Source organism: Streptomyces sp. RK9 (assembly GCF_045070545.1).
In the GTDB taxonomy this organism is placed as follows: domain Bacteria; phylum Actinomycetota; class Actinomycetes; order Streptomycetales; family Streptomycetaceae; genus Streptomyces; species Streptomyces alboflavus.
On sequence record NZ_CP173703.1, the window covers coordinates 16317 to 36309 of the forward strand.

Here is a 19993-nt window from a genome sequence, read left to right on the forward strand (position 1 = left end):
CGTGATCGTCTGGCGGTTGGTGCGTTAAGGACCTGGCGCCGGGTTACTCGGCGGGTATGGCGAAGCTGCATCTTCCAGGGCGAAAAAATTGTCACCGCGAGGGCGAGGTGCCGACGCCGGAGGAGGCGGGGCCGGGGCCGGAGGTCGAGCGGCGAGCACCGGACGCCCCGGCCAAGCTGCCCAAGGGGGCGTGGGGCCAGGTCCTCAAGGGCACGCTGAAGGAGTTCAAGGACGACGAGCTGACCGACCGCGCCGCAGCGTTGACGTACTACGGAATCCTGTCGCTTTTCCCTGCGCTGCTGGCGCTCGTGTCGCTGCTCGGCCTCGCGGGGAAGTCCGCGACCGACGCGGTTCTGGACAGCCTCAAGCAGTTCGCCCCCGGCTCGGCCCGCACCATCATCACCGGCGCCGTGGAGCAACTGCAGGGCAACGCCGGGATCGGGTCGATCATGGCCATCGTCGGCCTGGCGCTGGCGATCTGGTCGGCGTCCGGCTACGTAGCCGCGTTCATCCGCGCCTCCAACGCCGTCTACGACATGCCCGAGGGCCGCCCGGTGTGGAAGATCCTGCCGGTGCGGCTCGGGGTCACGGTCGTACTGATGGTGCTGGCCGTGATCAGCGCGCTGATCGTGGTGTTCACCGGCTCCCTGGCCCGCCAGGCGGGGCAGGCCCTCGGGATCGGGGACACCGCGCTGACCGTGTGGTCGATCGCCAAGTGGCCCGTGCTGGTTGTCCTGGTCATTGTGATGATCGCGATCCTGTACTGGGCGAGCCCGAATGCGAAGGTGAAGGGCTTCCGCTGGGTCACCCCGGGCAGCTTCCTGGCCCTGGTGATCTGGCTGATCGCCTCTGCCGGGTTCGCGTTCTACGTCGCCAACTTCGGCTCCTACAACAAGACCTACGGCACGATGGCGGGGGTCATCGTCTTCCTGATGTGGCTATGGATCTCCAACCTGGCGATCCTGCTGGGCCTGGAGTTCGACGCGGAGTCCGTACGGCAGCGGGCCATCGCCGGCGGGCATCCGCCCGAGGCCGAGCCGTACACCCAGCCCCGCGACACGCGGAAATGGGATGAGGAAGACGTGCGCCGCCTGAACGAGACCTGAGCGCGCGGCAGGCAGGGAATATCTGACGCGGTTCCGAGCGGCTTACACCGGGTCGTTTCGGGAAACGTGCAGTTCATGAGGTTGCTGACGGGGTTGCGCGATGTGGATCGGGTGGTTGCACAGCGGGCGGCCGCGCGTATTCCGCGCAGCGTCGGGTAGGTGCTCTCGGCCGTGGAGGAGGCGGCTGAGAGTACGAAGCTGTGGTTCGGCGCCGCGGTCGCGATGGCGTGGGCGGGCGGGTGGCGCGGCCGTACGGCGGCCGTGAACGGCCTGGCCGCCCTGGCGGTCGCACAGCTGGTTTCCAACGGCCTGTGCAAGCAGCTGGCCGACCGGCCCCGGCCGCCGAAGCAGTGGTTTCCACACGATGAGGTCGACGACCGCCCCGATTCCTCCTCCTTCCCCTCCGGGCACACCGCCGCCGCGATGGCGTTCACCGCCGCCGTGATGCCCACGTGGCCGGCCGCCGGCGCAGCCTGTGCCCTGCCGGCCGGCCTGGTGGCCCTTGAACGGGTGAAAAGCGGCGTCCACTGTCCCAGTGATGTTGCCGCAGGCGCCGCCATCGGCCTGGCCGGCGCCTGGCTCACCCGCAGCGCCCCGCGCCTGGTTCGGCGCCACCGCCCGCCACGGGGTGCCACCGCGGCCCGGACTGGACAGACGCGCACAGACGGCCGACCCGCTCGGAACCTACGCGAGCGGGCCGGCCTGGTGTGGTCTGGCAGCCCCACCTGCCAGGGACACCCGGACAAGCCGGCCAGGCAGGCCGCCGCCGCAACCTGTTAGGCCGCACCATGCGGCTCACCGGCACAGGCCCGACTCAAACTCCCGCCGCATCAGACCGCGTGGAAAGCCGACGCCGCCCGTTCTGAACTCGCCTGTTCGGGGTACTCGCGCGCTCAACGCAGGGTCGGGCGCAGGACCAAGCCCGACCGGCAGGAACGGACAGAAACAAGCGTAGGAGGTGACCGTCGTGTCGAGCACACAGCCGCACCATGCCGGATCCGGCCCGAGCGCGAACCTTTCCGGCCAGGAGCCGGTGAGCGAGCTGGTACAGCGGGCCTCGCAGCAACTGACCGAGCTGGTTCGCGGCGAGATGAAGCTGGCGCAAGCGGAGATGAAGGAGAAGGGCAAGCGCTACGGCAAGGGCGGCGGGTTGTTCGGTGGCGCTGGCGTCGTGGGCTTCCTGATGCTGCAGGCGCTGGTGGCCACAGCGATCGCCGCGATCGCCGTGGCGCTGCCGGTGTGGGCAGCTGGGCTGATCGTCACCGCGGTGCTGGGTGTGATCGCCGCGGTGATGGCCATGAGTGGAAAGAAGCAGGTCGACCAGGCCGCGCCGCCCGCGCCCGAGCAGACAGTCGAGAACGTGAAGGCCGACGTGGCCGCGATCAAGGAGAGTGCCCAGCGATGACCCAGCCGCCTCACGACGAGCCCACCGCCGAGAACAGCGAGGAATTGCGCGAGCAGGTCGAGCAGACCCGCGAAGAGCTCGGGCAGACGGTCGCGGCGCTGGCGGCCAAGACCGACGTCAAGGCCCGCGCCCAGGAGAAGGCCGCCGAGGTCAAGCAGCAGGCCGCCGCCAAGGCCGGCGAGCTGAAGGAGCAGGTCGTAGCCAAGGCCGGAGAAGTGAAGGCGAAGGCAACCGACCTGACCCACCAGGCGCAGGACAGGCTGCCCGACCCGGTGAAGGACACGGCCGCTCAAGCCGCCGGGCAGGCCAGGGCGAGGGCTGCCCGGGCCGGTGAGCTGTGGGAAGAAAAGGCGCCCGAGCCGGTGCGGCAGAAGACCGCCCACGGGGCACAGGCGGCGCGGGACAACCGCACCCTGCTGCTGACCACAGCCGGTGTGGCCACCCTGGTGTGGCTGGCCTGCCGCCGCAGGAAGGGGTGAGCGCGTTGAGGGCCTCGAAGATCGCCTACAAGCCGGTCGGTCTCGCCCTGGGAGCCGTCAGCGGCATGCTCGCCGGAGCGGTGTTCAAGCAGGCGTGGAAGATGCTCGGCCACGACGAGGACGCGCCCGACGCCACCGACGAGGAGCGCGCCTGGACCGAGGTGCTGCTCGCCGCCGCTCTGCAGGGCGCGATCTTCGCCGGGGTCAAAGCCGCCGTCGAGCGCGCTGGCGCCGCCACCACCCGCCGCCTGACCGGCACGTGGCCCGGCTGACATCCGTGGTGAGACGGGGGTGCCGGGTGTGACGTGGATACCGGCACCCCCTGCTATCTCCTTGGTGAGGACGGCAGCATGGCTGTCCGGGGCCAGCAACAGCGACACAGCACGTCCTGCACGTCCTCGCACAGCAGGACCCGCCGGAACACGCCCCGCCACGAGTGGGAAGGCACACGAGCAAAAGACGCAGAAACACACAGAACTGGTTGTGGAGAGACCCGGCAGCCATCCGGCAGATCGGGCAGCCCACCGCCCCACACGCACACCTCCTGGCAGGAAATCGTCAGAAGACGGCTGCTTCCCAGTCGGAGGCACAGCAGGCAAACCCACCAGCCACCGACCCCATGACACCCTCGGCGAGATGCCGCGGCTGCCGACCGTCCGCCGCGGCATCTCGCCGAGGCTGCCGACGTGACGCACCGTGGCACTGAAGCTGTCGCAGACCGCATCACCACCACAGCCGAGGACACAACGGAGGAGACACCCTCGTGACTGTCATTCCGGAACGTTGTTTGGCCCTTCCTGCGCCCTATCAGGCAGCCGTGGCACATCACGCGCTTCCCGCCGGCTGGGCAGTCGACGATGGAGTCGGCGCCCTCCTCACGGGCAGTCTGCTGACGGACTCCGTGACGCGCACGCCCCCGACCCCTTCGTATCGGGTAGAGCCCGGCAGGGATGGCGGAGCAAGGGAACAGGCCATCCAGTATCGCCCGCTCGCCGCAGCACTACAGCCCACATGAAGCGCCGAGTGAGCTGACCCGCCACCTGATGTCCCGGCGTCTGCGTGTCAGAGTCTGAGGGCTCTGGCGCTCGTTCCCTGGACACTCCGCCTTGAGTGCCGCCCACTCATGCCAGTGCGCGGTGGATCAGGCGCATCTCGTGGAGCCAAATGCTGCGTCGCTCTCGTCCACTCAATCCCGAGCCTGTGAGCGAACGGCCGAGGCCAGTCAGCTTGGGTCAGGGCGTGTCGACGTGGTCCACCGTGGTGGTGACGACGAGGGTGCTTCCGCTCATGAGCGGCCGCAGGCTGGTGGTTCCGGTCATCCTGGCCTGGTAGATCGTCTCGTACGGCTCTGCCGTGCGTCTGTGCCGGGCATAGATGTACGGCACGAGGAGGATAGAGAACACCTGCGGCACAGAACCTCGCTGGGGCTGGGCTCGGGGGCCCGCTCCCGATTCGGGCCCGAACATTTGCCACGTCCCCCGACCCGCACGATGGTGGCCCATACGATGACGCGGGCCTCGAGCTGAAGGCTGACGCCGACCGGCGGAGGGCGGCACGCGGCGCCATTCCCGCCGCCGACAGCGGACGACGAGTGACAGCCGCCCGATGACAGGACCCCGCTCTGTGGGCCTGCGTCGTCTTCGACGCCACAAGCCGCTTCCACGCCCCCTGCTGCACCCCCACTGGCCACACCCCGGCATCGAGGACGCCTTCACGGCGGTGGTCGAACTGGCGGTGCGGGGGCTGCGGGCGCGGTGATCCCATCCTCCATCAGTGCAGGATCTCGGCGCGCAGCCTCTCCTTCGGTGTGTTGATGTCCCAGTAGCGAACGCTGCCCCGGGCGTCCTTGAAGGCTCCCGTGCCGCCTGTGATGGCCATGTCGAGCGAACTCGCCTCCTCCGGCCGCAGCGATTGCATGGTCAGAGAGCCACGCTTGAGCTCTATCGTGATCACGGCCTGGGACGTGACTTTCCCACCACCGACGTACACGACCTGGGCCGTCCCGGCCCCCCGTCCGACGTCGCGGCCGTTCTCCACCGCGGTGGCGCAGTAGACGCTCATGTCGCCCAGGCTCGGCCCCGCCTTGCCGAGATCGACGGACTCGTACTCGAGGTCCTTGAGCTGGAGTTCGATGACCTCGACCCGGCTCTTCTTCGAGGCATCAGCATTGGCGCCCCCCGCGGCGAAGACGCCGACCGCCAAGGTGGCCAGTGACAGGGCGGCGAATCTCCTGAACAGGGTCCGGTTGCTGTTGTTCCCCATGGTGGAAGCTCCTCATGGCGATCTACGTGTGCGAACAACTTGACGCTATGGAGGGCGAGTTGAGGCGTCCAAGACCAACATCGTCATGACGTCATAGCGCTGGCGGCATAATGACTCTGCCGGGGACCTTGGAGCTTCCCGGTGCGGCTGCATGGTGGACGCGGCGTCTCCGCCGTAATCCGGAGTGGTCAGTGACGATGACGCCCTTCCACGCGTCGGGGTATGACTCCCCCACCGAGTGGTTCAGCTCGAGCACAACTCCGCGGAGCTTCCTGGAGTGCCGGTCGCGGACGCGGACCCGCTCGCGTTGGTTCGCAGGACGCCTTTTGAGGGCCTTTCTCTGACGTACGGTCATACTGCCGCCCCTTCTGGTCAGTGTGCGGTTTGATCGTGCGGTCTGCGGCTTTGCGTCCTCGCCGTCGCCCGTCTCGTCTTCCGCGCGTGGATCGCGCAGGAGCGAACCTTGGCTGATGCGCCACCAGGGCGCTTCCGAGGGAGGTCGTGGTCCGAAGCCAGGACATTCAGGATCAGGCAACGGTGAGCGGCCCGACGCCGGGCCGCCGGGGTGTACGGGCACGAACCCCCTCCGGTCGGCCGAGCTCGAGCCAGCGCTTCACCTCGCCGTATGAAGTCGTGAGGCATTCAGCCGGTCGTCTCGCGACATGGTTCGCCGCAACCCACTGTGTGGCGTCACGCGCCAGTGATTCGGAGGTCACAGAATGAGCGATCGATTCGAGCCCGAGCCCGACACGGAAGAGGATGCCGAAGCAGAAGACTCCGTAGATTCCGGGCCGCCAGAGTTGGCAGGGAATCCGAAGCGGGGGGCGGAATTCGATGAAGAGGAAGACGAGTTCAAGGACCTCAGGTCCGGGATCAACCCTCCAGGCATCTGAGAGAGCGAACGCCGGTCGGCCGCAGTCCTGGTAGAGGGTGCCGGCCTGCCTCGGTCGGGCACCACTGCTCCGATCTCGGTCAGGATGCGGTCACCCTCGGCCTGCACAGCGGGTGTGAACAGGCACGCCCATCACAGTCAGTCGGCCTCGCGTTCGGTGCCTGACAACACCAGTTTGGCACCCCGCGACAGCCGTGATCAGCGCCAACTCCGGGCACGAGCAGCCACCACCACCGCGGCCCGGCTGATACCCGTCCAGTGCCACCAGCACACCCATTCACACCAAATTCTGACTCAGCCGGAATTTGCGGGCCAACTCCGTTGTATCGGGCCAGAATTCACTCCGTGAATCGGGCTGTCGGTAATTCCCTGCGCGAATTCTCGACGGCTGTCTACGGCGTGGGGCCGGCAGTTCTTGCCGCGCCCTTTCCCCGCCTGACTGCCTGTCAGAATTTCGCGCACCCCTGTCCCTGATGGCTAAAGTCGGCATGGCCCACTGCTGGTCCTGGCGCCGGACAGGCGCAACCCGGAAGACATGAAGTCCTCATTGTGGACGGCACTCTGGTGCCCACCAGGGACCGGAGCGTGTCGGCCTCGTCGAAGAACTACCGGTACTCGGCAAACCTTCAGATCCTGATCCAGGCGGAAACCCGGCTCGTGTCGGCCGTCGGGAGGCCGCTGCCGGGTAACCGCAACGACTGCACCGCCTTTGCCGAGTCCGGCATCAAGGACGCCTGCGGCCGTGCGACCGTCCTTGCCGACGGCGGCTACCGGGGCACCGGCACTCTCATGCCCCACCGCCGCCCGGCCGGACAGGACCGGCTGCCCGACTGGAAGGAACGGCACAACAGCTCGCACCGGCAGGTCCGAGCCCGTGTTGAGCACGTCTTCGCCCGCATGAAGAACTGGAAGATCCTGCGCGACTGCCGCTTGAAGGGCGACGGCGTCTTCTGGGCGACCAGCGGCGTCGCGCACATGCACAACCTCGCTCTCAGGCCATGACTGATCACAGAGCTACGAGACTTCGTCAGGCGCGGAAGGGACGACGCTCGGGAGCAGACCCCCGTACTGGTGAGCGTCACGTCCTCGTGGTCAAGGGCATGGTCCTGACCTCCCGTTCGGATGATCAACGCATCACGCACATGTCCGATGAACAGCCCGGGGCGTTGAGGAGGCAACTCGAATCGGTCGAATCGAGCGTCACCCCCACTGCCTCGAAAGGCATACGCCATGCGTCGTACCGCTGCCGTCATCCTGGGAACCGCCGCGCTTCTGGGCGCCCTCGCCACCCCCGCCTCCGCCGCCACTCCCGGGGGCGGCCTCGTCGGCGTCACCGCCGAATCGCTCGTCGCCACGGTCAAGAACCTGGTCACGGGCGTCGAAGTGACCGTCGACAACGTCCTCGCCGCCCTGTAGTCGCGCTCCCCGCCCCCGGCGCAGGCGCAGCGCACGTGCCGGGGGCCCGAATCGGGGTGAAAAGCGCCCCTCCCTCCGTTCAGGTGAAACAAGGCTTACCTGCGGCTTCGCCGGGTAAGTCGGGAAGGCCTGAGCAAGCCCACCCCCATGTAAGGACACCCCTTGCTGCGCCCACGCGCCATCGCCTTCGCCGCCGCCTGCGCCCTGACGTTCCTCCTCACCAACCCCGGCTCGGCCTCGGCCGCGATCGGTGACTTCCACTACACCTACATCGACGCGGACGGCGTCGAGCAGCGCCAGAAGCTCACCGACGACGGGGGCATCAACCTCCCGAACGGCAAGTGCCTCGACATCGAGGAAGCGAAGGACCCGGCCACGACCAAGCCCGCGCACTCCCCCAACAACGGCACGGACACGAAGGTCTACGTCTTCGAGGACCTTGCCTGCGAGGGCACGTACCAGGTCCTGAAGGCGCAGGGCGGTGAGGGCGGCGTGAACCTGAAGTTCCGCTCCTTCCTCTTCCAGGACAGCTGACCTCCCACATCGCTGCCCCGGCGCAGGCCCGAACAGGCCCAGCGCCGGGGCAGCGTCATGTGTCGAATGCCCGGCTCCCCACAACCGGACGCAACCTCTCGCCACACGCAACCTCAACACGGACAGACAACACCGATCCACCCACTGCCCACCCTCCCCAGAAGTTACGAGACAGGCTTTAGTCAGAATTGAGTACCTGAGCCGCTGCCCAGGAGCTGCACGCCCTCCTCGAGCGCCGGGCCGCAGACCGACGCAAGCACCAGTCCACAGCACAAGCCCCCCGGCCTGAGCGGGCTTCATCAGATCAGAAGGCGAGCGCGGTACTGACCCTGCTGTCGGCCTCGAACGCCATCGGCACCGCGGAACATCCTGGTGACGTTGCATCACCCCCAAAGGTCGTTTCCGTCCTGGCTTCAAAGAACCGAATCACTGCGCCGGCATGGAGAGTTGAGATCGAATGCAGGTATGCCGCCCACGCCTGCGCGCCGCCCACGGTTACGCCGTACCACCCGCCTCACTGCCCGGACCTCCACCGGCCCGGGAGCAGGTTCCACCCGGCCTCCGACCACATCCCCTGCCCCCGACCCTGCTTCTGGAGGACGTTCGGAGAACATGGGCTGGGCGCGCCGGATCGAGCTGGTCACCGTCGTCGTCGCCGCTGTCGTGGCTGTGGTGGGTCTGTGGTACTCGAACGTACAGACCATGCAAGCCCATGAGCAGGCACAGCAGGCGAACTCCCAGGCGCAGGAGGACCGCGCCCTGGCCAAGGAAGGGCAGATCACCGACCGGTACACGGCGGCAGTGGGAAACCTCGGTGAGGACAAGATGGACGTACGGTTGGGCGGCATCTACGCCTTGCAGCGCATCATGCAGGACTCCCGCCGCGACCAACCCACCATCGCCAACGTCCTCGCCACCTACATCCGCACTCACGCCACCAAGCCCGCAGCGGAAGGCCAGGGGATCCCGGCCGACCTCCAGGCTGCTTTCACCGTCCTCGTCGGCCGCGACGTCACGCACGACGGTACCTTCCGTGTGGACCTCCACGGGGCCAAGCTCCCCGGGCTCGACTCCACAGGAACAGGCGAAACAGCGATCGACCTGCGCGGCGCGGACCTGCGCGGCACGGATCTGCGTGGTGCGCAGCTGAGCGGAGCGAACCTACTCGGCGCGAATCTGGACGGAGCGGACCTGCGCGATGCGAACCTCAACGCAGCGGATCTGCGTGAGGGGCGGCTGCGCGAAACGGATCTGAGGAGAACGGACCTGGGCAGTGCGGACTTGCGCGGCACGGAGCTGCGCAGTGCGGGCCTGCGTGGTGCGTTCCTGGGCGGCGTAGATCTGCGTGACACGGACCTGAGCGGCGCCGATCTGCGTGATGTGAAGGGTCTGACGAGGGCGCAGATCGACGCGATGCGCGGCGACTAGGTGTCTTCAGGGATCAGCGTGGTGTTCGCGGCGCTGTCGCGGGAGGGCTACTAGTGTTCCGCGGGCACAAGACGGCCTCTGACCTGCTGTTCCGAGGAAGAGCAATATCTTTGGGGCATCCGGGGTCAAGAATGCGATATCAGTCAGGCCCCGCGCGTACGCAGGTGGCGTCCGGTACGCCCGGCCCCGGCGGTGTTCCGGACGCCGTCTGTCAGCCTGCCGTCGCGAGAGCGGAGTCAGGCTAGGGGCCGCGTTCAGCGCACCGGGATGAGCAGAGCGCGGGTCGTACACGAGGGGCCCAGCCGCGCGGGAGCGGGTTCTGGCATGCGGGGCGGCTCCATCTCCCAGTACGCGGCCAGCGCCCGGTAGTGGCGCATCGCCTCGCCGGGTTGCTTGCTTCAGATCTCCCGGTCAGGGGCGAAGTTCATCTTCGGCATGGGGCCACCTCCAGGTCACCCGCCCCGCCGACGTCTGGCCGGGAGTCATCGAAGTACCAGACGTCCCCGCCAAGTGCCTGTTGCCGGCCGAGATGCAGGCCTGGCGTGTCTGCGGCTGCTCCCATGGCGTGCTTCGGCAAGCGGCGTCGGCAAGGTCACCGGTGACGAACCTGGCCTCATGACTCTGGGCCCGGTACCGCGTGGTCCGAGCCGCACCGCCCGGATCACCAGGGCGGGCGTACCAGGTCCGGGGTCAGGGCGGCCAGGTCGGGGGCGCCGAGGAGGGCGAGGGCCAGTTCGATCTCCCGGTGCAGGGCGCTCAGGGCGGCGGTGACCCCTTCGGCGCCACCCGCGGCCAGGCTCCAGACGTAGGGACGCCCGATCGCCACGGCGTCCGCGCCGAGCGCCAGCGCCTTCACCACGTCGGTGCCCCGCCGGATACCTCCGTCGATGAGGACCGGAACCCGGCCTGCCACAGCCTCGGCGACAGCGGGCAGGGTGACGAGCGGGGCAATCGCGGTGTCCAGGTTGCGGCCCCCGTGGTTGGACATCCAGACGCCGATTCCGCACTCTGCGGCCCGGCGAGCGTCGTCGGGGCGCACGATGCCCTTGGCCAGAACCGGCAACCCTGAGATCGAGCGCAGCCATTCGAGGTCGGACCAGCCCACGGCGGGGTCGATCCGCGGGTCATGGATGCCGCGGTGCGCGGGGTCGGCCACGTTCCGGCCCGGTGCCGCGCCATGGCCGACCAGGTTGGCGGGCATGCCGTGGGAGGGGAGAGCGAAACCGTTGCGCAGGTCCCGCTCCCGAAGACCGGTCACCGGGGTGTCGACGGTGACGACGCAGGCGGTGGCACCCGCCGCACGGGCACGGCGCACCAAGTCCTCGGTGAGGGTCCGGTCCCTCTGCACGTAGAGCTGGAACCACCACGGCCCGGTGGCGGCGGCGCCGATCTCCTCCAGCGTCAGCGTGGAGAAGGTACTCACCGTGGTGAGGGCTCCCCCGGCGGCGGCGCCCCGCACGGTCGCCGCTTCCGCGTCGGGGTGGAACAGGCCGTGCGAAGCGGTCGGCGCAAGCAGGACAGGGGCGGGGAGCTCTGTGCCGTAGAGGGTGCAGCGGGTGTCCACGCCCGCGGTGCCGGTGAGGACCGGGGGCAGCAGGGCCAGACGCTCGTACGCCTCCGCGTTCCAGCGCACGGTCCGTTCGTCCGCCGCGCCGCCCTGCAAGTAGTCGTAGGCGGGGGCGGGCAGTACGTCGCGGGCCGCGTCGTGGAAGTCGGCCAGGGTGATGCGCTGGGGATGCGGCGGGGTGGCCGGGCGCGGCAGCGAGGTCGTCACACTACTCCCCGGTCGGCGGCGTGCACGCGCAGGTGGAAGGTGAGGCGGTTGATCGCCTCTCGGGCGGCGGCCAGCGCCTCGTCGGCGCTCGGCGCGATCGCGCGGGCCTGGGCTACCCGGGAGGTGGAGGATTGGAGAGTGTCGACGGCGGCGTTCGGCGGGACCAGCAGCTGCACTTCGGTCACCCCGGGTATCGCGCGGGCCTCGTCCACTCCCGTGGTCTCCGCGAGCACTCCGGGGGCGGGCAGTGCGGCGAACCAGATCGCCGAACTGCGGGGAGTGCGCGGTGCGGCGAGGGCCGCGCGGATGCCGGGCAGGACCTTCTCGCCGAGGGTGTGGCGGATGAGGCAGTCGGCGATGTCGACGCCGGTCACGTCGTGGGCGAGGGCCGGGATCTCGTCGCCGCCCATGCGGACGTGCGTCTCGATCAGCTGCGGTCCGCTCTCGGTGAGGACGACTTCGGTGTGGGTGGCGCCCGCCCCGATGCCGAGGGCGTCCAGGATTCGCTCCACGTAGTGGTGGATCTGTTTTTCCTGGGCGGGGGTCAGGGGTGCGGGGCTGACGTGGCCCAGTTCGACGAAGTTCAGCGGGTCGGAGTACTTGCGGGTGATCGCGACGATCTGGTGGTCGCCGTCCTCGGAGAACGCCTCGACGCTGAACTGCGGGCCCTCGTGGAACTGTTCCACCAGGACCGGCGTGCCGTCGGCGTCCCCGAGTCCGCCACCGAGTCCGCCGCCGGCCCGTGCGAAGGCGGCGTCGGCCTCCTCGGCGTCACGGGCCAGGGTGATGCCCTTGCTGAAGGAGCCGTTGCCCGGTTTCACGATGCAGGGGGTGTCGTGCGCGGCGAGGAACGCCCGCAGTTCCTCCACGTCGGAGACCTGGGCGCAGGCCGTAGTGTCGATGCCGGCTTCGCGCAGCCGGGCCCGCATGGCGTGTTTGTCGTAGACCAGAGTGGTGGTTTGCGGGGAGTGCGCGGCCAGGCCCAGCGCTTGGCCGACGAGTGCGCACTTGTCCTGGTCCCGCTCGCCGAAGGCCACGATCCGGGTGAACGGGTGCCGGGCGTGCACGGCCTCGGCGAACGCGATCCACTCGTCGTCCGGCGCATCGGGGCTCACCCCGATGATCCGGGTGTGTTCCGTCGTCTCACGGAGTTTGGAGAGGTAGTCCAGTCGGCAGATGACGGTGGTGCGGGTGCCGGCCCGGGCGCGGCGCAGCCGGGTGGGCAGGTCTCGGCCGCTGCCGATGACCAGGACGTGCTCGGACATGAAGGTCAACCTCGCTGGGAGTAGGCGTACGGCGGTGGTCAGAGATGGGTGAGCCAGCCGTGGGGATCGGCCACCCGGCCGTGGACCACGTCCTGGAACGCCTGGCGCAGCCGCCGCGTCACCGGTCCGCTGCCCGCTCCGGTGACGGCGCGGTCGTCGACCGAGGCGATGGGGACGATCTCGGCGGCCGTACCGGTGAGGAACGCCTCGTCGGCGACGTAGAGCTCACTGCGGGTCAGGCTCTGCTCACGCACCTCGTGGCCGAGGTCGCGGGCGAGGGTGATGACGGTGTCCCTGGTGATGCCGGGCAGGATGTTGTCGCTGACCGGCGGGGTGGTGATCACTCCGTCGCGTACGGCGAAGACGTTGGCAGCGGACGCCTCGGCGACGTGGCCGCCGGGGGTGAGCATGAGGGCGTCGTCGTAGCCCGCACGGATCGCGGCGACCTTGGCGAGCGCGGAGTTGACGTACGCGCCGGTGGCCTTGGCCAGTGGCGGCACCGCGTGTACGCCGTTGCGCTGCCAACTGCTGACCATGAGCCGGCAGCCCTCCTGCTCGGCCTTCTCCCCCAGGTACGAGCCCCAGGGCCAGGCCGCGATGGCGACCCTGGCGCTGTCCAGGCGCGGAGCGACGCCCATGGTGCCGTATTCGAGGTAGACGAGGGGGCGCAGGTAGCCGCTCTCCAGGCCCGTGCGGCGCAGCAGTTCGAGGCACGCCTCGGTGAGTTCGTCGACGCTGTGGCCGGGGTCCATCATGTAGACGCGCGCCGAGTCGTGCAGCCGCTGGAGGTGTTCGCGCAGCCGGAAGACGGCCGGGCCCTGCTTTGTGGGGTAGGCGCGGATGCCTTCGTAGACGCCCCAGCCGTAGTGCAGGCTGGGGGTGAGGACGTGTACCTGTGCCTGATCCCAGGGGACGAACTTGCCGTCCATCCAGATGTCGCTGGTGGGCGTGAGCTTCATCGTGCGGCTCCGTAAACGGTGGATGAGGGCGGGAGGGTGCGGGACGGGACCGGGGTGGCCGGGCTGCCGACGTGCTCGAGGCGGCGCTCGATGCTGCGGGACTGGAGGCCCAGCACCTCGTGGAGGACTTCGGCGTCCGGCCCGTGGAAGGCGAACCAGCCCCAGCGGGGCCGCAGCGCGCAGCCGCGCTGGAATTTGGCCTCGTAGGTGGCGAGTCCGTAGTGGATGCGGCGGATGCCGTTCTCCAGCGCCCAGCGGGCGCTCTCGTGGTAGGTGAGGGCGAGGTAGCAGCCGGAGGCCTCGGGGGCGAAGCCCACGGTGCGCAGGAAGAGGGCGTCGCCCGCCCTGAGGTACAGCGCGAAACCGAGCACGCGGTCCTCGTGGACGGCGCCGAGGACGACGCACGACTCGCCGATCTCCTCGCGCAGGGCGTCGAAGTCGCGGCGGACGCGCTCGTGTCCGCCGGGCAGTCCGTACTTCGCCCGATGGGCCACCTGGAGGGCGGTCACCGTGTCGTCGAGTGCTTCCGGGCCGGTGGTGGTCACGGTGTGGAAACCGCTGTTCTCGTAGGCGGTGACCTCTTTGCGCAGTCCTCTTCGGCGGCGGCTGCTGAGCCCGGCCACGTACTGCTCCCAGTCGTCGGCGCTCAACTCGTGCACGGCGTCGGCGCCGAGGAGCGTCGCGTGGTAGCCGGCACGGGTGGCGGCGGCGTCCACCCCCGCTGCCTCGGGTTCACCCACGTAGAGCAACGCCGTGCTGCGGCATCCGAGTTGGTCCGAGATCTGCTGGAGGAGGGCGGGGAGGGCCGTCATGACCGACCGGCGCTGCTCCGGGGAGCGCCCATGGGTGTGGGCCACGCCGTGATGGTTGCCGAAGGTGGCGAGGGTCAGGGACGGGTAGTGGCCGGTGCGGCCCTCGGGCAGGGATGCCGTGAGGCGGTCCCACTGTTCGCGCTCGTCCTCGTCGAGGAGTTCGGGCTCGGCCATGGGTGAGGCGGTGCCCGCGAGCCTCGGGGCGTCGTAGAAGAGCAGGCCGCCGGGCGTGTGGGTGACGAGCAGCGTGGCCAGAGCCACCGGCCGGTCTTCTTCGAGCACTTCCAGACAGTGCGTCTCGTGGAGGTCGGTCCGTGCGGTGAAGCGCAGCCAGCGGGCGTCGTCCCAGATCAGGTCGGAGCCGCCCGGCCCGGTGGCGTCGTGGTGTGCCGGGTGAGGGCCGGGCGGGAGCAGCCGGGCCGTGAACGCACCGTGGTGCGCGGTGGCCTCCGTCGTGGTCATCGCGGCCCTCCTTCGGTGCGGCCCGAGAGGACGGGGACCGGCGCGGGCGGGTCGGTGTCGTCCCAGCCGAAGCCCGCGCCGACGAGCTGTGCGGTGGCATCGAGTCTGCTGTCCAGGGCAGCGGGGTCGGGGTCGGTGATCACCCAGGTGGCGAGGAAATCGCCGGACTTGCGCAGCCGGTAGCGCTCCCCGCTCCAGTCGTCGCCGATGCGGGTGTTGAGGACGAAGTCCGTCGCGCCGGGCGGTGGTTCGGGCAGCCGCAGGACCCGGCCGTGCTTCGGCGGGATGCCGCAGAAGGCGGCGCGGGGGGCGGTGCGCGCGTGGTTCCGTACGGCGTCGAGCGCGACGGGCAGCCCGCACTCGACACGGGCCCACAGCTCTCGTGGGTCGGTGCCCAGGATGTGGCGGAGCATGGCGGGGATCGGTCCGCCGCCGATCCGGGCGGCCACTTCGCACAGCACGATCCGGCCGCCGTCGGTGACGAAGAACTCCGCGTGCGCGCAGAGGGTGTCCGGCGAGGGCAGTGCGTCGATCAGTCGCCATGTCTCGCGGACCAGGCGCTCGTGGAGCGGGTCGGCGGGGTCGAGGTTGCGCGAGCCGAGCGGGGCGTCCTCCCAGTGGGTCAGGCACCCGGCGCCGGTGTACCGGGAGGCGACGGCCGCGACGGGCTCGCCCTCGGCCCGGAAGGCGTCCACGTGGTGGAGGGTTCCGTCGATGAACTCCTCGACCTCGTACGAGCCGCCCGCCACCTGCTCGGCGAGTGCGTCCGCCTGGGCGGGTGCGTCGAGCACGTGCACGCCCGTCGATCCGGAGCCGCTCCTCGGCTTGACCACGACCCGGCCGGGGCGGGCGGCCATGAAGTCCGTGATGTCGTCCACGCTCGCGACGGGTGCGAAGGCGGGGACGGGCAGGCCTGCGGCGCTCGCGTACTGCTTCATCAGGACCTTGTCGCGGTACGCGGCGGCCGCGACGCTGTCGAGGCCGGGCAGGGCCAGCTCGCGGCGCAGCAGGGCGGCGCGCTCGACGTCGGCCTCGGCCAACGCCAGTACGGCACGGGGACGGTGTCTGCGGGCGGCCTCACGGGCGGCGGTGAGCACGGCGTCGTCGTCGGTGTAGTCCGGGACGGTGACGACCTCCGTGAAGCCCTCGCCCACGGGGGCGCCGTCGGCGGTGACCGCGACGAGCCTGCCCGCCTCCTCCGGCAGCCACTGGGCGAAGGGGAGCCCTGCCTGGCGGGGGCTGATCAGGACGAGGATCACGCGGTCGCCTCCTCGGTTCCGGGGAGGCCGAGCCGTGCGGCGAGCTCGTCCAGGGCGGCGGCGGTGCCCGCGTCCAGGGGGATGCCGTGGGTCTCCCGGTGCCGTTCGTGGGCGCGTTGCGGGTCACCGGGAGCGAGCACGGGCCGGTCCGTCGCGGCGGTCGCGGTGCGCACCGTGGTCAGCAGATCGTTCAGTCCGGTGGCGAAGCTGTCCGCGCCGGTGAACGCCTCCGGGTCGAGGGCGAGTACGAGATGTCCGATGCCGCGGCTCGCTCCGGCGCCGCCCGCACCGACCTGGGAGAGCCGCCAGTCGGGTGCGGTGCCGGTGAGTACGGCGCCGAGCAGGGTGACGGCCATGGCCAGGCCCTGCCCCTTGTATCCGCCCAGCGGCGAGAGCGCGTACGCCTCCTCGGGGTGCGTGGTGGGCCGCCCCGCGCTGTCCGTGGCCCAGCCGTCGTCCAGGCCGCGGCCTTCGGCCCTGCGCTGCTTCACCTCGCCGAAGCAGACCTGGCTGGTGGCCATGTCCAGGGCGAATTCCTCGTCGCTGCCGCCCGCGGCGACGCTGATGGGGTTGGTGCCGAACAGCGGCTCGACGCCCCCGTACGGTGCCACGCGGGAGGCGGCCGAGGTGACGGCGATGCCCACCAGGCCCGTTCGGGCCAGGGCACGCGTGTAGACCGACGCGGCCCCGAAGTGGTTGGAGTTGCGCACGCCGACGGCGGCCACCCCGTACCGGGCGGCCCGCTCCGCCGCGAGCCGCGCGGCCGTCAGTCCGGCAAGGACACCGAGCGAGCCGTCGGCGTCCAGGAGCAGTCCGGCGCCCCTGTCCCGCACGACGGTCGGCTCCGCCGCCGCGCGGGCCACTCCGGTGGACAGCTCGGTGAGGTACTGCGGGAGCAGGCGCAGGCCGTGCGTGTCGATGCCGCGCAGCGAGGTGGTGACCAGCGCGTCGGCCACCGGGTCGGCCTGCTCCGGGGGCAGGTCGGCCGCGATGAGTGCCTCGCGGGCGAGTTCTCGTGCTTGTCGTAGGTGGATGGTGCGGCCCGTGGCGGGCGGCGCGGGCTCGGCTCGGGGTGTCCCGGCCGGGGCTTCGGTGGTCAACGGGTGCTCCTGTGCACGAAGTGATGCGGACCGGCCCCCGGCAGCTCCAGGGGCCCGCCGAGGACGTCGAAACGGTGCTTGCGGTAGAAGCCGAGGGCCGTGTCGGGAACGTGGCCCCAGACCGTTTCGGCGCCGTCCAGGGCCGCGACGGTCAGGGCGGTGCGCAGGAGCGCGCTGCCCGCATCCGTGCCGCGGACCTCGTCGAGGGTGGCCATGCCGTACAGGCGGCGGGCGCGGCCGGGGCGCGGGTCCGGCAGGTCGTGCCCGGCTGGTGGGTCCTCTGCGGACAGGGAGGCGGCGCCCACCTCGCGTCCCTGGAGCAGCGCCGCGAGGTGCCGGGTGGCGGGGTGTTCGTCCTGCGGGTGGCCGACGCCCGGCGTGGCCGGTGCGGAGCCCGGTGCCTGACGGCGTACGAGGTGCGCACGCTCGGCCGGGACGTGGTGCACGTACCAGCCGTGGGCCGTGGCGTCGGGGAGGTATCCGGAGCCCGGACGGTCGGGCAGCGCGACGTGGCCGGTGGCGTCGAGGCTGAGCCCGTGTCCGGTGTCGACCGCGAGCAGGTCGACCACGTCGACGTCGAGGTGGTCGACCAGGCCGCCGAGGTGGGCGGTGGCGGAGACGCCCGCGGCGGACTCGGGCATGCAGCCGAGCATGGTGATCAGGCCGCGTTCCCGTGCGGCCTGCAGTATGGCCAGGGCCGGGGTGAGGCCGCCCGCCTTCATCGGCTTGACGTTGATGCCGTGGAAGGCGTCCGCGCAGGCGTCCAGGTCGGCCGGGGAGGTGATGCTCTCGTCGGCGATGACGGGGATCGGGCTGATCTCCTTGAGGCTGCGGGCATCGTCCCAGGCCGCGCGGGGGTAGGGCTGTTCGATCAGCCGCACCCCCAGGTCATGCAGGTGAGGCAGGGCGGGGACGAGCCGGTCCGTGTCCCAGCCGCAGTTGCCGTCGATGAGGAAGGGTGCGTCGGTCCGGCGGCGCAGTTCACGCAGGATGCCGAGGTCACCGGGGTCCGCGAGCTTGACCTTGTACGCGCACCAACCCGGTCGCTCGCGCAGTTTCCCGGCCATCGCCTCGGGGGTGTCGAGGCCGATGCTGTAACTGGAGCGCAGGTTCCGCGGCCGGTCCAGGCCCAGGGACTTCCACAGCGGGACATCGAGGAGGCGGGCCCGCAGATCGTGGAGGGCCGAGTCGAGTGCCGCGAGCACGAACGGGGAGTCGGGCAGCTCGGTGGCCAGCCGCTGCCAGACGGAGTCGGCGTCGCCGTCCGGCCCGCACACGTCGAGCGTGGTCAGCAGGGGCGCCGTTCGCCGTAGGTCGGCGTGCATCCGCTCCAGGCCGGAGTTGTAGTGGTCCGTCATGAAACAGGACGCTTCGCCGTAGCCGGACACACCGTCCTGCTCCGCCTCGACGATGACCGTGCGCGTGATCGGGATGGCCTCCCGCGCGGAGCGCCAGAGGTGACGTTGGGTCAGGCTGGCCTCGTGCGCGGTGACCCTCACCGGTCACCCGCCCGTGGCGGCTGGGACGCTTCGGGGTCCGGCTGCCCGGGGAACCAGGAGCCCAGGGCGGGGCGGAGGTCGTCGAACCACTCCGCCTTCGGGTCGTACCGTGCGAAGAACTGCCGCCCCACGAGCCGGGCGTCACGGGCCTGGAGCAGCCGCAGCGAGAAGACCCGCTCCCCCGCGACATCGGTCACCGAGTCCAGCAGGACCTTCCCCGGCGAGGCCGACATCACCGGGCCCCGAGCGGAGCGGGCGAGCCCGGAGACGCCGCGGATGGCGTTGTTGTAGATGTCCAGCGCCTCGGCGAGCGGCACACCGAAGTAGCTGCGGGCGCCGGTGTCCCGCTCGACGAACATGTAGTACGGCACCACGCCGAGCTCCACGAGCTGCTGCCACATCCGCGACCAGGCGTCCGCGCGGTCGTTGACGTGAGCGATCAGCGGTGCCTGGGCGCGGATCACCGCACCGGTCGACCGCACACGGGCGATGGCGTCGCGCACCACCGGGGTCTCCAGCTCCCTCGGGTGGGAGAAGTGCGCCATGACCGCGACGTGCCGGCCGGCCGCGACACAGCGTTCGAGCAGCCGCAGCAGATCGTCCGCGTCGGCGTCGCTGGTGAAGCGGGCGGGCCAGTAGGAGAGCGCCTTGGTCCCGAAGCGCAGCGTGCGCACGCTCTCCATGGCCGGGTCGAGCAGCGGCTCGATCCAGCGCTTCAACACCGCGGTCTTCATGATCATGGGGTCGCCGCCGGTGAAGAGGACGTCGGTGACCTCGCGGTGGTTCGCCAGGTAGCCGGTGAGGTCCTGGGGCGAGCGCAGCGCCTGCCGGAGTTCGGCCACCCCCACGAACTGGGCCCAGCGGAAGCAGTAACCGCAGTACGCGTGGCAGGTCTGGCCCTGTGAAGGGAAGACCAGCAGGGTCTCGTCGTACTTGTGCTGGAGCCCGTCGAGTCTGCGTCCGTCCAGTGTCGGCACATTGGCCTCGAGCTGGTCACCGGGGTGGGGGTTGAGCAGTTCCTGGGCGTCGGCGGCGGCTTTGCGCAGGACGTCGCGCGGCGCCCCGCTGTCATGGAGGGCCGCGATGTTCTCGAAGACGTCCGGCGGGAGCATGTCGCGGTGCGGGAAGGTGAGCCGGAAGATCGGGTCGTCGGGCGCCGCCGACCAGTCGATGAGCTGGTCGGCGACGTACTCGTTCACCTTGAAGGGCAGGACGGAGGAGACGACCCGCAGGTCGCGCAGGTACTCCTCGGACATCCCGCGGTCGCGAGCGAGCGCCGCCAGGCGTTCGTGGGAGTAGGTCTTCACACGGAATCCTCATGGGTCCTCGGCGGCGGGGCAC

The 19993-nt window shown here is 70.3% G+C and carries 19 protein-coding genes and 1 pseudogene; 10 read left to right on the top strand and 10 right to left on the bottom strand.

Going from position 1 to position 19993, the window contains the following annotated elements:
* Positions 1–56 precede the first annotated feature (56 nt).
* The 5 genes from AB6L24_RS00085 to AB6L24_RS00105 all read left to right on the top strand — a co-directional run bounded on the left by AB6L24_RS00085 (position 57) and on the right by AB6L24_RS00105 (position 3262).
* The gene (locus AB6L24_RS00085; RefSeq protein ID WP_405650531.1) at positions 57–1106 is read left to right on the top strand and encodes a YihY/virulence factor BrkB family protein; all 1050 of its coding nucleotides are present in this window, start codon (positions 57–59) and stop codon (positions 1104–1106) included.
* 159 nt (positions 1107–1265) lie between these two features.
* On the top strand, positions 1266–1886 hold the full coding sequence (locus AB6L24_RS00090) for a phosphatase PAP2 family protein (protein WP_405650533.1): 621 nt from the start codon (positions 1266–1268) through the stop codon (positions 1884–1886).
* Between the two features lie 253 nt (positions 1887–2139).
* Positions 2140–2511 carry a phage holin family protein gene (locus tag AB6L24_RS00095; RefSeq protein WP_405656979.1) on the top strand — a complete coding sequence of 124 codons (372 nt, stop codon included), beginning with the start codon at positions 2140–2142 and terminating at the stop codon, positions 2509–2511.
* Positions 2508–2990: a DUF3618 domain-containing protein gene (locus tag AB6L24_RS00100; RefSeq protein WP_405650535.1), complete on the top strand. Its 483-nt coding sequence runs from the start codon at positions 2508–2510 to the stop codon at positions 2988–2990. The genes AB6L24_RS00095 and AB6L24_RS00100 overlap by 4 nt, the downstream gene beginning before the upstream one ends.
* Before the next feature lie 5 nt (positions 2991–2995).
* Complete coding sequence (locus AB6L24_RS00105; protein ID WP_405650538.1) at positions 2996–3262, top strand: DUF4235 domain-containing protein; 267 nt, start codon at positions 2996–2998, stop codon at positions 3260–3262.
* A gap of 960 nt (positions 3263–4222) precedes the next feature.
* Here AB6L24_RS00105 and AB6L24_RS00110 read toward each other — a convergent pair.
* Positions 4223–4393 (bottom strand): hypothetical protein, encoded by a 171-nt coding sequence (locus AB6L24_RS00110; protein ID WP_405650540.1) that lies wholly within the window; start codon positions 4391–4393, stop codon positions 4223–4225.
* 367 nt (positions 4394–4760) lie between these two features.
* Complete coding sequence (locus AB6L24_RS00115; RefSeq protein ID WP_405650542.1) at positions 4761–5252, bottom strand: allene oxide cyclase barrel-like domain-containing protein; 492 nt, start codon at positions 5250–5252, stop codon at positions 4761–4763.
* A gap of 719 nt (positions 5253–5971) precedes the next feature.
* Between AB6L24_RS00115 and AB6L24_RS00120 the strand changes: the two genes are divergently transcribed.
* From AB6L24_RS00120 to AB6L24_RS00140, 5 genes and pseudogenes are all read left to right on the top strand, one after another.
* Complete coding sequence (locus AB6L24_RS00120) at positions 5972–6145, top strand: hypothetical protein (RefSeq protein ID WP_405650544.1); 174 nt, start codon at positions 5972–5974, stop codon at positions 6143–6145.
* 489 nt (positions 6146–6634) lie between these two features.
* Positions 6635–7146: pseudogene (locus AB6L24_RS00125) on the top strand (transposase); the annotation flags it as partial.
* Positions 7147–7374: 228 nt separating this feature from the next.
* Positions 7375–7560 carry a hypothetical protein gene (locus tag AB6L24_RS00130; protein WP_405650546.1) on the top strand — a complete coding sequence of 62 codons (186 nt, stop codon included), beginning with the start codon at positions 7375–7377 and terminating at the stop codon, positions 7558–7560.
* Positions 7561–7722: 162 nt separating this feature from the next.
* Positions 7723–8094: a hypothetical protein gene (locus AB6L24_RS00135; protein WP_405650548.1), complete on the top strand. Its 372-nt coding sequence runs from the start codon at positions 7723–7725 to the stop codon at positions 8092–8094.
* A gap of 612 nt (positions 8095–8706) precedes the next feature.
* Positions 8707–9522 (top strand): pentapeptide repeat-containing protein, encoded by an 816-nt coding sequence (locus AB6L24_RS00140; RefSeq protein ID WP_405650551.1) that lies wholly within the window; start codon positions 8707–8709, stop codon positions 9520–9522.
* 661 nt (positions 9523–10183) lie between these two features.
* Here the strand turns inward: AB6L24_RS00140 and AB6L24_RS00145 are convergent.
* The 8 genes from AB6L24_RS00145 to AB6L24_RS00180 are packed head-to-tail and all read right to left on the bottom strand — an operon-like array spanning position 10184 to position 19959.
* Positions 10184–11296, bottom strand: a complete 1113-nt coding sequence (locus AB6L24_RS00145) for an alpha-hydroxy acid oxidase (protein WP_405650554.1) — start codon at positions 11294–11296, stop codon at positions 10184–10186.
* Positions 11293–12561 (bottom strand): ATP-grasp domain-containing protein, encoded by a 1269-nt coding sequence (locus AB6L24_RS00150; RefSeq protein WP_405650557.1) that lies wholly within the window; start codon positions 12559–12561, stop codon positions 11293–11295. Before AB6L24_RS00150 ends, AB6L24_RS00145 begins: the two co-directional genes overlap by 4 nt.
* Before the next feature lie 38 nt (positions 12562–12599).
* Positions 12600–13520 carry a branched-chain amino acid transaminase gene (locus AB6L24_RS00155; protein ID WP_405650560.1) on the bottom strand — a complete coding sequence of 307 codons (921 nt, stop codon included), beginning with the start codon at positions 13518–13520 and terminating at the stop codon, positions 12600–12602.
* The gene (locus AB6L24_RS00160; RefSeq protein ID WP_405650562.1) at positions 13517–14794 is read right to left on the bottom strand and encodes a GNAT family N-acetyltransferase; all 1278 of its coding nucleotides are present in this window, start codon (positions 14792–14794) and stop codon (positions 13517–13519) included. The genes AB6L24_RS00155 and AB6L24_RS00160 overlap by 4 nt, the downstream gene beginning before the upstream one ends.
* Positions 14791–16053: an acetyl-CoA carboxylase biotin carboxylase subunit family protein gene (locus tag AB6L24_RS00165; RefSeq protein WP_405650565.1), complete on the bottom strand. Its 1263-nt coding sequence runs from the start codon at positions 16051–16053 to the stop codon at positions 14791–14793. Before AB6L24_RS00165 ends, AB6L24_RS00160 begins: the two co-directional genes overlap by 4 nt.
* Positions 16050–17153 carry an Ldh family oxidoreductase gene (locus tag AB6L24_RS00170; RefSeq protein WP_405650567.1) on the bottom strand — a complete coding sequence of 368 codons (1104 nt, stop codon included), beginning with the start codon at positions 17151–17153 and terminating at the stop codon, positions 16050–16052. The genes AB6L24_RS00165 and AB6L24_RS00170 overlap by 4 nt, the downstream gene beginning before the upstream one ends.
* Positions 17150–18652 carry a GNAT family N-acetyltransferase gene (locus AB6L24_RS00175; RefSeq protein WP_405650569.1) on the bottom strand — a complete coding sequence of 501 codons (1503 nt, stop codon included), beginning with the start codon at positions 18650–18652 and terminating at the stop codon, positions 17150–17152. The genes AB6L24_RS00170 and AB6L24_RS00175 overlap by 4 nt, the downstream gene beginning before the upstream one ends.
* Positions 18649–19959 (bottom strand): KamA family radical SAM protein, encoded by a 1311-nt coding sequence (locus AB6L24_RS00180; protein WP_405650571.1) that lies wholly within the window; start codon positions 19957–19959, stop codon positions 18649–18651. The genes AB6L24_RS00175 and AB6L24_RS00180 overlap by 4 nt, the downstream gene beginning before the upstream one ends.
* Positions 19960–19993: the final 34 nt, after the last annotated feature.

What these genes read in the sequence shown, in the direction of transcription:
- AB6L24_RS00085 (WP_405650531.1), top strand. Translation starts at nt 57, where the DNA reads ATGGCGAAGCTGCATCTTCCAGGGCGAAAAAATTGTCACCGCGAGGGC.
- AB6L24_RS00100 (WP_405650535.1), top strand. Translation starts at nt 2,508, where the DNA reads ATGACCCAGCCGCCTCACGACGAGCCCACCGCCGAGAACAGCGAGGAA.
- AB6L24_RS00140 (WP_405650551.1), top strand. Translation starts at nt 8,707, where the DNA reads ATGGGCTGGGCGCGCCGGATCGAGCTGGTCACCGTCGTCGTCGCCGCT.
- AB6L24_RS00130 (WP_405650546.1), top strand. Translation starts at nt 7,375, where the DNA reads ATGCGTCGTACCGCTGCCGTCATCCTGGGAACCGCCGCGCTTCTGGGC.
- AB6L24_RS00120 (WP_405650544.1), top strand. Translation starts at nt 5,972, where the DNA reads ATGAGCGATCGATTCGAGCCCGAGCCCGACACGGAAGAGGATGCCGAA.
- AB6L24_RS00160 (WP_405650562.1), bottom strand. Translation starts at nt 14,794, where the DNA reads ATGACCACGACGGAGGCCACCGCGCACCACGGTGCGTTCACGGCCCGG.
- AB6L24_RS00155 (WP_405650560.1), bottom strand. Translation starts at nt 13,520, where the DNA reads ATGAAGCTCACGCCCACCAGCGACATCTGGATGGACGGCAAGTTCGTC.
- AB6L24_RS00115 (WP_405650542.1), bottom strand. Translation starts at nt 5,252, where the DNA reads ATGGGGAACAACAGCAACCGGACCCTGTTCAGGAGATTCGCCGCCCTG.
- AB6L24_RS00150 (WP_405650557.1), bottom strand. Translation starts at nt 12,561, where the DNA reads ATGTCCGAGCACGTCCTGGTCATCGGCAGCGGCCGAGACCTGCCCACC.